Source organism: Mariniflexile gromovii, assembly GCF_017814435.1.
GTDB classification, from domain to species: Bacteria; Bacteroidota; Bacteroidia; order Flavobacteriales; family Flavobacteriaceae; genus Mariniflexile; species Mariniflexile gromovii.
Window position 1 is genome coordinate 87,214 of sequence record NZ_JAGJCB010000002.1, and the last position, 13,582, is coordinate 100,795.

The 13,582-nt window shown below is 33.1% G+C and carries 11 protein-coding genes and 1 tRNA gene; 1 reads left to right on the top strand and 11 read right to left on the bottom strand.

What is annotated here, in order from left to right; genetic code table 11:
• Positions 1 to 15: 15 nt before the first annotated feature.
• From J8H85_RS02295 to J8H85_RS02345, 11 genes are all read right to left on the bottom strand, one after another.
• A complete protein-coding gene (locus J8H85_RS02295) occupies positions 16 to 1,635 on the bottom strand; it encodes a glycoside hydrolase family 32 protein (protein ID WP_209652292.1) in 1,620 nt (539 codons plus the stop codon).
• Positions 1,636 to 1,639: 4 nt separating this feature from the next.
• The gene (locus tag J8H85_RS02300; RefSeq protein WP_209652294.1) at positions 1,640 to 2,968 is read right to left on the bottom strand and encodes a sugar porter family MFS transporter; all 1,329 of its coding nucleotides are present in this window, start codon (positions 2,966 to 2,968) and stop codon (positions 1,640 to 1,642) included.
• Between the two features lie 354 nt (positions 2,969 to 3,322).
• Positions 3,323 to 6,049: a hybrid sensor histidine kinase/response regulator transcription factor gene (locus tag J8H85_RS02305; RefSeq protein WP_209652296.1), complete on the bottom strand. Its 2,727-nt coding sequence runs from the start codon at positions 6,047 to 6,049 to the stop codon at positions 3,323 to 3,325.
• A gap of 177 nt (positions 6,050 to 6,226) precedes the next feature.
• The gene (locus tag J8H85_RS02310; protein WP_209652298.1) at positions 6,227 to 6,538 is read right to left on the bottom strand and encodes a DUF6730 family protein; all 312 of its coding nucleotides are present in this window, start codon (positions 6,536 to 6,538) and stop codon (positions 6,227 to 6,229) included.
• A gap of 16 nt (positions 6,539 to 6,554) precedes the next feature.
• A complete protein-coding gene (locus J8H85_RS02315; RefSeq protein ID WP_209652300.1) occupies positions 6,555 to 7,418 on the bottom strand; it encodes a relaxase/mobilization nuclease domain-containing protein in 864 nt (287 codons plus the stop codon).
• Complete coding sequence (gene mbpA, locus J8H85_RS18860; protein ID WP_245243710.1) at positions 7,415 to 7,930, bottom strand: mobilization protein MbpA; 516 nt, start codon at positions 7,928 to 7,930, stop codon at positions 7,415 to 7,417. The genes J8H85_RS02315 and mbpA overlap by 4 nt, the downstream gene beginning before the upstream one ends.
• On the bottom strand, positions 7,914 to 8,768 hold the full coding sequence (locus J8H85_RS02325) for a toprim domain-containing protein (RefSeq protein ID WP_209652301.1): 855 nt from the start codon (positions 8,766 to 8,768) through the stop codon (positions 7,914 to 7,916). Before J8H85_RS02325 ends, mbpA begins: the two co-directional genes overlap by 17 nt.
• 207 nt (positions 8,769 to 8,975) lie before the next feature.
• Positions 8,976 to 10,181: a primase-helicase family protein gene (locus J8H85_RS02330; protein WP_209652304.1), complete on the bottom strand. Its 1,206-nt coding sequence runs from the start codon at positions 10,179 to 10,181 to the stop codon at positions 8,976 to 8,978.
• 69 nt (positions 10,182 to 10,250) lie between these two features.
• The gene (locus tag J8H85_RS02335) at positions 10,251 to 10,538 is read right to left on the bottom strand and encodes a helix-turn-helix domain-containing protein (RefSeq protein ID WP_209652306.1); all 288 of its coding nucleotides are present in this window, start codon (positions 10,536 to 10,538) and stop codon (positions 10,251 to 10,253) included.
• Positions 10,539 to 10,888: 350 nt separating this feature from the next.
• Positions 10,889 to 12,136, bottom strand: a complete 1,248-nt coding sequence (locus J8H85_RS02340) for a site-specific integrase (protein WP_209652307.1) — start codon at positions 12,134 to 12,136, stop codon at positions 10,889 to 10,891.
• Positions 12,137 to 12,378: 242 nt separating this feature from the next.
• Positions 12,379 to 12,458 (bottom strand) — tRNA-Leu (locus J8H85_RS02345).
• A gap of 147 nt (positions 12,459 to 12,605) precedes the next feature.
• Here J8H85_RS02345 and J8H85_RS02350 point away from each other — a divergent pair.
• A complete protein-coding gene (locus J8H85_RS02350) occupies positions 12,606 to 13,547 on the top strand; it encodes a ribose-phosphate pyrophosphokinase (RefSeq protein ID WP_209652310.1) in 942 nt (313 codons plus the stop codon).
• Positions 13,548 to 13,582: the final 35 nt, after the last annotated feature.

The following is a 13,582-nucleotide window of genomic DNA, read 5'->3' on the forward strand; positions in this document are numbered from 1 at the left end:
TAGTTAATATTTAGTTTAGTTAATATTTAGTTTGTGAATTTCAATATTGTCAAGAATAAATTCTTGATCTTTAGGTTCAATACTTAGTTTTTCGAATGGTGAGTTCGGAAAAAATATTTCTGTCATGACTGTTTCTCCATTATCAAAAAACAGTTCTATAGATGTTTTATCGAGAATAATCGTACCCGATATATTGACATTAGTTGACGTTCTTTTAGCAAAAGAAATACGATCTGCAAACTTTTCTGAAAATGCTGTTTTTCCAGATTTTCTTCTATCTACAAAAAAGTTTTTATCGCTAGTATTATATCCAAAAGCTAAGGTGTCGTCTTGTTTATTTGTAAGTTTGAAGGTAAAACCATTGTTTTTTAAATCTGAAATTTTAAACTGGATTTCCGCACTGGATAAATCAATAGCATCAGAATCAATAATTTTTGTAACACCTTTAATGGCAATATCTTCCCTTTTGTACTTTGTGCTTTTATACTTGGTTAATTCTTTTACTGGTTGAGATAATAATCTATAACTAGCATTTTCTTTTTGAAGTTCTATTTGTCTTGCTACCGTCATGGCACTTCTCCATCTTTCAGTAGGTACTACATTGGCATAATCCCAATTGGACATCCATCCCACAAATAATTTTCTGCCATCGCTATCTGGGATATTGGACCAGGTTACACCCGCATAATTATCCTTGCCATAATCAATCCATATAGATTTATACTCAGATTTATTTAGGTCATTTTCAAAAGAAGCATCAATAGTAAATTTTTTACCATCAAAATCACCAATAAAATATTGCGTTGCAGAACCACCATTGGGGCCACCAGGATTAATACTAACAAGTAATACCCATTTAACTTCATCTGTTCCCTGAACTTTCATTGGGAATAAATCTGGACATTCCCAAACTCCACCATGGCCTCCTATACCATCGCCAAAATCAGACTCTAGTTTCCAATCTTTTAAATTTAAAGAGCTATAAAACATGATTTTTTGACCTGCAGCCAATACCATTAGCCATTTTTTATGTATGGAATCCCAAAACATTTTAGGGTCTCTAAAATCTTTAATGCCTGGGTTTTTAATTACTGGATTTTCAGAATATTTAGTAAACGTTTGTCCTTCATCCAAAGAATATGCAATGGCTTGAGATTGGTAATTTAATTTACCAGCTTTTTCACCATCCATATCATGATAAGTAAACATGGCAATTATGGGCGCAATACCATTTTTGGAAAACCCTGAGCTATTATTAACATCTACAACCGAACTTCCTGAAAAGATATATCCTTTTTCATCTGGATATATTGCTATGGGCATTTCTTTCCATGTTACCATATCTGTACTTATGGCATGCCCCCAGTGCATAGGCCCCCAAGTATTTCCATTTGGATAATGCTGAAAATATAAATGATAAAACCCATCTTTATAGAACATCCCATTTGGGTCATTCATCCAACCTTTTTTAGGTGTAAAATGAAAGTTTGGGCGATAAAGATCTTCTTCTGAATATGTTGTTTTATCTGATTTGTTTTCTGTAATTTGACTTTCTTCTGTCTTATTTTTACAACTAACAAATAATGATAACAACAAAATAGTTATGACAAATTTTGGATTATTAATACGTTTCATAGGCTTATATATTTCGTTCTTTAATTAGTTTATTGCTTAATTCTTCCAGAGATACTCCTTTCGTTTCTGGCATCATAAAAATCACAAATAGTAATTGTAGTACCATCATTATGGCAAAAATCAAGAATACCATGCCTTCTCCAATGGTAGAAAATAATATGGGGACCAAAGAAGGCACAACTGCTGCCAGCACCCAATGCACTGAACTACCAAATGATTGCCCAAAGCCTCTTAGATGGTTAGGGAAAATTTCTGAAATAAATACCCATATCACAGTTCCTTGCCCTATAGCATGAGATGCTATGAACATGAACAGTAATATGGGTACAATGCTACCTTCCCAACTAAAAAAAAAGGCAGCAGACACTAGACTCAATGAAATTATATAACCAAATGAACATATGTACATTAATTGTTTTCGTCCTAATCTGTCTATTAGAATAATACCTAACAGTGTAAAAATCATATTGGTAACTCCTATTCCTATACTACTTAATAAGGCTGTACTTTCACCAAGACCTGCTTCTTCAAAAATTCTTGGAGCATAATACAATAATGCGTTAATACCTGATAGTTGATTAAAGAAAGCTATTAAAAAAGCCAAAATCAAAGGGAATCTATATTTTTTAAGAAATATATTTTCGTTAGGCACGGTGTTTTCCATCTCATCCTTAATCTCTAACATGAGCTTTTCTGGATCTTGATCTGGATTAATAATTTTAAGTACTCCTATAGCTTCGCTATTTCTAAATTTGGTAAGTAACCAACGTGGGCTTTTGGGAATTGTTAAAGCAAATATTGTGTAAATAGCAGCAGGAAAAGCTTCGACACCTATCATCCAACGCCAAGCGTTTTCGCCCACATTATTTAATAAGTAATTTGATAAAAAGGCTATAAGAATACCAAATACAATGTTAAATTGATAAAGACCCACTAGTTTACCTCTATCCTTCGCTGGCGCAATTTCAGATATATATGCTGGGGCCGCAATAGTTGAAGCTCCTACGCCTAAGCCTCCAATAAATCTAAAAACAGCAAATGTCCAAGGGTCGTTTGCTAAACCAGAACCAATGGCTGAAATGGTATATAGTACACCTATCCAGATTAATGTGTTTTTCCTTCCTAATTTATTAGTTGGTATTCCTCCAAAAAAGGCTCCAATTACAGTCCCCCAAAGTGCCATTCCTATAACAATAACACCGTGAAACATATCTGAAGAACCCCATAATAGTTGTAATTTTTTTTCTGCGCCCGATATAACTACTGTGTCAAAACCAAAAAGGAAACCAGCCAAAGCTGCGGTAATAGACCATATCAATATCTTTCTGTTCATGTGGTGTATTTAGTTTAGTTATTTGGGATTTTGATTTCCCAATGGCAATTTATGCAGCCATAAATGAAATAGGGTTAAAATTTGTTACATAGAATAAAAATTTAATAAAAAAAAACACAACTACCTAAAAAACAATTAGTTACTAATTAAAAACATGTTTTAGAAGATACTTTTTTTACATTTCTAAAGTGGTTTTTAAAGAAATGTTACATTGAAGTAATAACAGGAAATTATAATATGATAAAATTTTGACCTAGATGTTATTGAACCCTCAATTAATCTTAATCAAAATAATAACTTACAACCTAAATAGCTCAAATAGTATTGAATATATAATTTGAAGTTAAAATTGGTTTATAACTTATCTCTGAAACGCTTAGGTGTTACCCCGAATTTGACTTTAAAACTGGTAGAAAAATAAGTCTGAGAAGAAAATCCTGTAGAATAAGCAATTTCAGAAATGGATAGATCTAAATTATTCTTTAGCATTTCCTCTGCTTTTTCTAATCTTATATTTTGGATATAATCACTAACTTTAATATCCAAAATAGCTTTTATTTTCCTGTATAACTGCACTCTTGATATTCCAAGTTCTTCAGCTAAAATTTCAACTGTGAAATTAGAGTTATCAAGGTTCACACCTATTATAGCATTCATTTTATGAAGGAAATCCTGTTCAGTTGCAATAAAATCATGGTTCTCATTTAACTTATGAATATTATTAATATAATAATATCTTAGTTTTTCTCTATTATACAATAAGGTTTTTACAGATTGGAACAGTATAGATAAACTAAACGGTTTAGTTAAATACAAGTCTGCACCTGACTCTAAACCTTTAATATATGATTCTTTATTGCTTAGTGCTGTTAGAATAATGGTTGGGATATGAGAAGTTCTTAAATCTTTCTTCAAAATTTCACAAATTTCAAAACCATTTTTAATTGGTAAGTTAACATCGCAAATTATAATATCGGGGATGATTTCGAAAGCTTTCTCAATTCCATCATGACCATCTGATTCGTGTATCTCATATACTTGAGATAGTTTATTTCTTAAAAACTTTACTAAATCAGAATTATCTTCAATAATCAAAATACTAAATCTCTCGCTTTCATTTTTATTGAGGATTACAGGTGTAAAATCATCATCATAATCTGTAATAAAATTCAAATTAGGACTTTCAAGGTTATCGGATTCAAAAACAATTTGATTACTATTGAGGTGTGTTTTACCTTTATAGAGTGTTATTATGATCTCAACACCATTATTAGATTTTATCTCAATCTTACCTTTATGAAGGTCAATAAACTCTTTAGAGATATGCAATCCAATACCAGAACTAGGATTATTGTTGTTTGAACCTTGAAAAAAGGGTTTAAATACATTTTTTAGTTCACTTTCGGGAATACCTATTCCTGAATCTTTAAAATGAATATGTACAAAATTTGTCTTTTTTTCATCTATAATATCAATTGTAATTTTTCCATTACTTGGCGTAAATTTAAAGGCATTTGATAATAAATTAAAAAACACCTTATCCATTAGGTTTCTATCTATGTATACAAGCAAATCTTCATTATTACTATGTAATTGAAAATCGATATTATGCTTTAATGCTTCCCGCTCAAAATCTTTATAGATACTATTAGTAAAATTGAAGATATTCGTTTCTGAGGCTCTTAAAATAAATTTTCTGTCTTCAACCTTTCTAAAGTCCAATAATTGATTGATTAACCTAAGTAATCGCTTGGAATTATTAAAAATTAAACCCAATTCGTTTTTTAGTTTAAAATCTCTCTTTATACTATCTTCAATTATAGATTCAATGGAAGATAATATTAGAGTTATTGGTGTTTTAAACTCATGGGATAATCCTGTAAAGAAGTTTAACCTAGCGTTATTACTGGCTTTTATTTGATCTCTTTGAACTAGGATTTTTTTATTGCTTACTTCTAATTGGCGTTTTTTTCTTCTTATTATACTCAATGAATAGATGACTACTGTAATTAAAATAAAACTAATAATTAACAACCCTAAAACTAACTTTAAAGTTTTACTCTGTGTTATATAGGTTTCTTCCTGCTTCTTGATTTTTTGTTGTTGTATTTCTATGTCGTTCTGGTGTTTTTTAATTTTATCATACTGATTTTTCATAATCTCAGCATTTCTATGATCAATTATAGTCGTACTCAATATATTGTTTTTGGGAACATTTTCATTTCGCAAAATTTTCATAGCAATTTTTATGGCTTCATCACCACCAGTTGGATATAATATGGACGCAGCCAATATGCCACTTTGCACTAATTGAATACCATTATTATCACCATTTAAACCATCTACACCAATAAATTTTATGTTTTTTTCAACCCCCTTAGATTTTGCAATCTTCCAAGTATTATAAGCAATTTCATCATTAAATGCGTACACATAATTAATGGGTATTACATTTAAAGAATCTAGGATTTGAGGTATTCTTCGATTAACATCTCCATCTTTAATACTATAACAAACAGTTATTTTTGGCTCATTGCTAACTATTTGATTAAAACCAGAATGTCGTTCTAGAACAGGTGAAGAATCATCACCTCCTTTAATTTCTAGAACATTGATTTCTTTTTCATTTTGTGACGCAATATAATTTGCCGCATTACGTCCAACGTCCATGTTATTGGCTCCAATATATGCCGTGAATTTTTGAGAATTAATTTTACGATCTACAATAATAATAGGAACCCCTTTATCAAAAGCTTTTTCAATTATTGGAACTAATGGCTCTGATCTTAGAGGAGAAACTATAATTACATCAAAACCACTACTTAACATGAATTCAATTTGCGAATTTTGAAGTTTTATATCGCCATTAGCTTGAAAAATAGTCAAATCTATTTCTGCATTTAATGAAGCTTCAACTTTCATTTCATGATCCATTGATTTTCTCCAATCATCAGTACTAATACATTGCGAAAATCCTATTTTGTACTTTTTTGGTTCTGAACCTTTAGAACATCCTAAAATTAAAATTACAGCTATAAGAAAGATTGATTTTGAAATATTTGACAAGTTAATCTCTTTCATTTTTTTATTATGGTATGTTTATCGAATGTAAAAAATATTTAGTGGAACTATTCCCTGATATTTATTTTATTCGAAAATTAATAAAAGTATTTTTAACACTACCCCTTTTATATTGACAATTATGAATCATAACATCTAAAAAGATGTTTAAAAAAACAATAAATTGTTAAACACTTTTTAGATAGCTCCGTAAATTATTGAACAAAAACCAAACAACAGGGCAATTATAAAAACCACCACCGCCCAAGTAGGATAAATTTTAGCCTCCTTAATTTTATCATTAAAGCGGCTTTCAAAACCTTCTATCATGCTTTTATGTGTCGTTATTTCTTTTTGATGGTCAGCAATGAGAGTTTTATATTCCGACACATCCATTTGGATTTTCAGGTCATTTAATTGCTGGCTGATTGACTCCAGTTTTTCGATGTTCTTATTGAATTGATGGAGTTCATTGACCAATAAAGCTGATAATTCTTCAAGTTTTGTCATGATTGTCCTGTTTAATTTAATATCCTATATCTATTCCTTTATTAATGGCTCTTTTAATAATGAACTTTGTTATTTTAAGAGCCAAATTAGGTGTTAGGTCAACTACCTTACCAGCTAGTGTGACGCTTACCTTGTTGTCCTTTAAAATCTTTGCCCCTTGAATACCTGTTATCTGTTTTCCAATATTACCAAGAGACATATTGCGATGCACTTCGCTACCTTTTAAGTTATGACCATCAAATTCAAACCGAAAGCCCTGTAGCTTGTTTTGATTATTAATGGTTGGAATGACTTTTACACCATTGATTTGCATATCCTTTATATAGGCATCAAAAGATTTGGGTTTGAACTGTTTCATGGTCAGATCATGCCGCCGCTTGATTTCCGTTCGAATTTCCTTTAGATTGAATTCCTTTTCAAATTGGATCTGTTTCACCGTGGTCAGTCCCATGTGTTCCCCTACCTTTTCAGCAGCCTGTTGACTGCGCTTACCAATAAAGCTATCGTTATAGGCAATCCCTCTAAAATCAATACGGTTGACATATAGATGGATGTGCTTATGCTCTTTATCCTGATGGACAAATGCGATGGCTTGTCGTTCTCCCAATTTCATTTCATGTATAAAGCGTTTGGCAATGGCATGCAGCTCTTCCTTTCCCAACCGTTTGCCATCTTCAATGGTTGGACTGATTACAAAGGACAATGTATTTTTTGTGCAGTGGTAATTTTGGTCCTGGAGCATTTTGAACTCTTGGGTGATTTCTTTTGGTGTATCGCCATGCAGAAATTCCTTCAGCACAATTTCTGCATCCTTTTCCTGGTTCCATCCATAGGACATGGACGCCATGGTGTGCGATATGCTTTTGCCCTTGCCTATCATGGTTGGAATTTTTTAAGATGTGCCTTGATGTCATTTGCCAAGTCATAGACTTCTTGGGTCAATTTCGGATTCCGCTTTTTGAACATGTTCCCAATGGACTTAAAATTGTTATGGTATTTAATGAGCATTTTATAAATCTGGATATGTTCCTCGGTAAACCGTTCCGTGATTTCTATTTGAAATAGGCTACGTCTTATATATTCGCTTAACGTCAAACCTGTTCTTTTGGCCTTCACTTTCAAAAGTTTCTTTTCATAAACGGAACAGCGAAACTTAACGAGGTCTCCCTTCCCCTTAAACACTTTTTTTCCTTTGCGACCAAGGGGAGCAAACGAGAATGTGTCCACAGGCACACATCTCGAATTCCTACCCACAAGCTTTTCGTTTTCCGATAGATCCTTTTCCAGATCAAGTTCCAAACTATCTGATTGACCGATTACTTCAGTAGGAATCTTTAAAATCTGCTTCGGTTCATCTTTAAAATAAAAATCATTTTCATCTTCCTTTTTCATGGTTTAACAAGTCGTTTAAATCTTTATGGTTTTCATATCTATTACTTTTATCCAAGACATGTTTGTGCCTATCAATTATATACTTGGCAGCCTTAAGTCCAGCTGCATCCCTATCCAAATAAAGGTGTACCAAATCATATGTTTCAAAATATTTTTCAGCGTCCTTAATAAAAGCCAGGGAATTTAAAACGAGTATATCCGAGGTGTTCAAAAGTTCTGCATCCAACATGGCCAAGGACAATAGGTCAAACATGCCTTCCAATAGAATAAGTTCTTTGCTTTTGTTTTGGATGTAGGTATAGGACTTTGGGCTACTACTGTTTTTAAAAAGCCTATTCCTTAATTCCCAGCCATTTTTATGGTTCTTTAAGCCCACGGCAAAAAAGGTTTTACCCCTATAATTATACCATACTTCTTTGCAATAGGTTTTGGCAACTTCTGAGGTAATGCCCCTTGTGCTTATATATTGGAGCAGGGCAGGATGTTCCAATTCCTTCACTTCTATAATTTGAATCTGGGATTCCAAGCTATTGTCAAAGGGTTGCCGTTTGATAGAACCAATAGAGTTATTATCATCTAAAAAGGACAGAGCTTCTTTTATCGTACATCTTAAAATCCTGCATACCAAATCGATCACATTGCCTCCTATGCCCTCGCCGTGGTCGTACCATCGGTTCTTGGTTCTTGAGACTTTCAAAGAGGCTTGGGTTTCTGACCGAAATGGACTCAGAAACCAAGCTTCTTGTTCCGTTGTCCTTTTGGGAAAATGCCCTAATTTTTCCAGTGCCTTTTCCACTGAAAAATTACGGGCTGTTTCACAATTTATTTTTCTTTTCATAAGCCAATGTGTTTTAGGGTGTTTTTTTAATGATTTGATGATTTCATCTGGAAAGCCTTATAAACAGTACGTTTTCAGCGTCATCAAAATGTCATCAATTCATCATTCTTGGTTTTTTATATCTCTATTTTGTCATCATTAATTTTTTTGATGACTAAATGATGATTTAATGATGACGGCTTTAGCCCAACAAATACGGCAGGTTTTCTATTCTGTCATCAAATCATCAAAATTTTCGGTTAAAAAAGATTTCCTAACGGTAAAATAGCGCCCTTTGGCATCTACCAAGGTCATATCCCCGTCCGTCCAAATCACAAATTTTTGGTAACTGTTCGAGTTGTCCCTATTGCTCAGTTTCCAATCTTTTTTCAGCAACCTCCGCAGTTGGGTCAGATCCGTTTTTACCCGAGTCCTGTTCAATGCCAACAGGGCATCCATGGGGCAAAGGTCTACGGCTTCCAAATCAAATTTTTCAATGACACCCATCAGGATGCTTGCCAGTTCCTTTTCAACCCTGTTGCGATTGTTCTGTACCAGTTTTACCAATGCCTTGGTTCTTATCTGTTGCGCCGTAAACCACATGCGTGTTAGGTGTTTTGAATGTAGCTTTCGTTCTGCCAGATAATAAAGAAATGCGGGTATCTCTTCAATCAATTTCTCCAGGTAGTTGGTCTCTTCTTCTTCCAGAACGGGCACTTTGATTACCCAAAATCGGGTTTCATTGGCATCTATCTTTATAAAGCTTTCTTCATTGTTGCTACAAAGAATAAACTTGCCAAAGAACTCAACTTCCCGTTTGTCCTTGCCCTTAGCTTCCAGTTTATTGATATTCGTGGTACTAAGGTATTTGATGCGCTCAGTAAGTTCTTCCTTGTTGAACAGCACTTCGTCAATACAAATCAAAAGTTTATTTGCCCAATCGGCATTGAACTGGCTGCTAAAACTGTCATTGGTCAAATAGGTCAGGTTGTTCTCAAAGATTTCCTTGAGCCATTTTAAAAAGGTACTTTTTCCCGTGGATCGTTCCTTGGAGACCAAACATAATATGGGAAGTACCTGGATGGGTTTTAGATACAACAATTGGAGGTAGTCCAATCCCAGTTCGTAATGCTTTCCAAAGATGTGTTTTACGAATTTGAGGGATAAGGTAACACCCCCTTCTTTAGGCGCTTTACCCAACGGGGAATAGATGTTATAGAACCCTAAACATTCCTGTTTGAAATCTACATGGCTTGGAATACAGGTAAAGCCATCATATTTTGGGATTTTGCTTAAGTGGTCTTTGCCATGGTCCTGTTTGATGGTCTCCATGTTCCAGTGCACCAAGATTTCATTAAAGTGGCCCGCTATGGTTGGGGATTTGACGCTTTTATAGTAGGACGTGCCCACACGTATATAGGGTATCTGTTCCATAAGAATTGTTTTTATGCCATGAGAAATCACAGCAGATCGTTAGACTGTTTGATTTTGTCTTAAAAAAGGTTAGGCATTCTTATTCGACAGATTTCCTGCTTGGGTGCTGCCCTTTATATTTAGTTCGGGTTCTCGCTTATGTTGAAGTAACCAATCCACAAGCCTCGTTTTATCAAAAAAGACCATCTTACCATTGGGTTTGGAATGTGGAATTTTTCCGGAAGCTGTGAGTTTGTATAGATAACTTCTGGATATGCCCGTATAATCACTGGCTTCATCAAAGGTTAATACTTCTTTGTTTCCTATGAGTAGTTTTTCTAAACGATCTAATCGATCCAGTATTAAAATAGTGTCCATTTTTATTGTTTTATAGATTAATAAAATGAACAAAAGCGCTTTTGCTTTCCCTTACGGGATTATGGTAATAAAGGTATAAAACGTGGCTGTTGAAAGAAAAAATAAAATAGTTTAGTTATACACAAATATTTGATAAACAATAAATTAGATTATATACCATCATAAGATTATTCTCTATTTTTTTTTTGATGTTATATGATATCAAATAACATCAAACTAAATATCAGAAAAATGGCCGATTTGAGGGTATTTTGAGTTATTAACAATAGAATTCGAGGATTTTTGTAAATAATGGAATAGAAAAACGCAGATTTACTATCAATTTCTATTGTGGCATTTATAGTTACCCATTATTTTATTGATTTATTAGAGTTTGTTTGTTTTACTCCACTCATTTTTATCCTCAATGCATTCATATCCTCACTTACCTTTTTATCAAGAATTTTGGCATAGTGCTGGGTAGTTCTTAATGATTTGTGACCAAGCATTTTGCTTACCGATTCTATTGAAACACCATTAGTAAGCGTTACAGTAGTTGCAAAAGTATGTCGTGCCAAGTGAAATGTTAAGTTTTTATTTATTTCACAGATAACAGCAATTTCTTTTAAATATGCATTCATTTTTTGGTTACTTAATACTGGTAGAACTTTGTCATCATCTATAATCTCAGAGAAATTTTGATACTTCTTAATAATATTATAGGCGCTTGGAAGAAGTGGAATGTTTATTTTACTATCTGTTTTAGTCCTTTTTGTATTAATCCAATATTCTCCATCAATTCCTAAAACAATGTGACTATTCACTAATTTTTTTACATCAATATATGCTAAACCTGTATAGTAACAAAATATGAAAATATCTTTGACTTGATTCAGTCTTTCAATTCTGAAATCCTTTTCAATCAGGGTTTGAATTTCTTGTTCCGTTAGAAACTCTCTATCTACAGTTTTGTACTTTGTTTTATAATGAACAAAAGGATCCTTTTTAATCCAACCATTATTATATGCGATCCGGACAATCTTTTTTAAATTTGAAATATATTTAAATGTGGTATTATGTCCACAATTTTCCGATGTTTTAAAATAATATTCTAATCTATTAATAAAGACATTGTCTATTTGATTCAATGCAATATCCTTAATGTTATACTCATTTAACACAAACTTTTTTAAGTGATTTAACGTTGTTTTATATCTTATCAATGTATTTGGAGCAAAATCAATCCCTATTAGTTTTTCAACTTGGTTATTATGATTCTCAAATTCCTCAATCAGCATTTTAAATTTGGTCTCCTTTTCTAAAAGGGCATCACGTAATTTTTTAGATGTAATTGGTATTCCCTTGTCAATAAAACGCTGTTCGCATTGATATAATTTGTTTTTTATTGACGAAATATATCTATTGAGTTCCTGCGTTTCACTAGAGTTTCCCTTGGCTAAGCCTGTTTCATTGCTCCATCTAGCTGGGGTTATTTTGCGTCGAATACTAAATTCCGCTCGTTTACCATCAACCGTTATTCTTAAATAGATATTAGCCTTCCCAAGGCTATCCGCCTTACTCTTTTTAATGTAAAACAAAATTGATAATGAATTGTTCATCGGTGTCAGTTGTTATTTTAGACTTAAATATACTAAAAATTCAACAAACAATACTCTTCATAATCAACTGAAATACAAATACTTACAAGCTATTCGGTGTCAGTTGAAAAATCAAATTTAGTGACACCGAATTAGCCCCTTTTTAAATGGTATTTTATGCTATTATATGACATCAAATAAAATTAAAAAGCCCGTAAATCATTGATTTACAGGCTTTTTGTTATAATTTGGTATTTAAAAAGTACTCAAGGCGGGAATCGAACCCGCACTCCGAAGAACCGGATTTTGAATCCGGCGCGTCTACCAATTCCGCCACTTGAGCTTCTTTAGCGCAGCAAAAATATATAATTTTTCCAAATTATTAATAAAAATACTGGGCAATATACTTTTTAGGTTAAAATAAATGTATAAATTTGCACCTTGTTTAAAATAAGGGCGTGCTTTTGCGCTATAAAACAACAAGTTACCTATGCCAATAGTGATTACCGAAGCCAAAATTTTTGCATGTACCCAAAGTAAAGTACTTGGGGAGAAAATTGCAAAGTCATTTGGAGTAGAATTAGGTAATGTGATTACCTCTACTTATAGTGATGGTGAATTTCAGCCATCCTACGAAGAATCTATTAGAGGTACGCGTATTTTCATCATCGGATCTACCAATCCTGGAGCTGAAAATTTAATGGAAATGTTGTTAATGATTGATGCTGCTAAACGTGCTTCAGCAAGACACATTACTGCCGTGTTACCTTATTTTGGATGGGCAAGACAAGATAGAAAAGATAAACCAAGAGTACCCATTGCTGCTAAATTAGTAGCAAAAATGTTGGAAGCAGCTGGTGCAACCCGTATCATTACTATGGATTTGCATGCAGACCAAATACAAGGCTTTTTCGAAAAACCTGTAGACCACCTGTTTGCATCAACCATCTTTTTACCTTATTTACAAAGCTTAAATTTAGATAATTTAACCATTGCATCACCCGATATGGGAGGTTCAAAAAGAGCCTATGCGTATTCAAAAGCATTGGAAAGCGATGTGGTAATTTGTTATAAGCAGCGTGCCAAGGCCAACATCATTTCCCACATGGAATTGATAGGAGATGTAACTGGTAAAAATGTGGTTTTGGTTGATGACATGGTTGATACAGCCGGCACCCTAACCAAAGCAGCCGATTTAATGATGGAACGTGGCGCTTTAAGTGTAAGAGCCATTTGTACACATCCTTTATTGTCAGGAAAAGCATACGAAAACTTAAACAATTCTAAATTAGAAGAACTTATAGTAACCGATTCTATACCCGTTAAACCTTTAAGCGATAAAATTAAAGTGTTAAGTTGTGCCGATTTATTCGCACAGGTTATGGAAAAAGTACACAACAACAAATCTATAAGCTCAAAATTTGTAATGTAAGCCCAAAAAAGCTTACAATAAAAAAAGAATAATTA

Bases quoted from the DNA above. Each gene is read 5' to 3' on its own strand.
- J8H85_RS02295 (WP_209652292.1), bottom strand. From the start codon at position 1,635: ATGAAACGTATTAATAATCCAAAATTTGTCATAACTATTTTGTTGTTA.
- J8H85_RS02300 (WP_209652294.1), bottom strand. From the start codon at position 2,968: ATGAACAGAAAGATATTGATATGGTCTATTACCGCAGCTTTGGCTGGT.
- J8H85_RS02305 (WP_209652296.1), bottom strand. From the start codon at position 6,049: ATGAAAGAGATTAACTTGTCAAATATTTCAAAATCAATCTTTCTTATA.
- J8H85_RS02310 (WP_209652298.1), bottom strand. From the start codon at position 6,538: ATGACAAAACTTGAAGAATTATCAGCTTTATTGGTCAATGAACTCCAT.
- J8H85_RS02315 (WP_209652300.1), bottom strand. From the start codon at position 7,418: ATGATAGGCAAGGGCAAAAGCATATCGCACACCATGGCGTCCATGTCC.
- mbpA (WP_245243710.1), bottom strand. From the start codon at position 7,930: ATGAAAAAGGAAGATGAAAATGATTTTTATTTTAAAGATGAACCGAAG.
- J8H85_RS02325 (WP_209652301.1), bottom strand. From the start codon at position 8,768: ATGAAAAGAAAAATAAATTGTGAAACAGCCCGTAATTTTTCAGTGGAA.
- J8H85_RS02330 (WP_209652304.1), bottom strand. From the start codon at position 10,181: ATGGAACAGATACCCTATATACGTGTGGGCACGTCCTACTATAAAAGC.
- J8H85_RS02335 (WP_209652306.1), bottom strand. From the start codon at position 10,538: ATGGACACTATTTTAATACTGGATCGATTAGATCGTTTAGAAAAACTA.
- J8H85_RS02340 (WP_209652307.1), bottom strand. From the start codon at position 12,136: ATGAACAATTCATTATCAATTTTGTTTTACATTAAAAAGAGTAAGGCG.
- J8H85_RS02350 (WP_209652310.1), top strand. From the start codon at position 12,606: ATGCCAATAGTGATTACCGAAGCCAAAATTTTTGCATGTACCCAAAGT.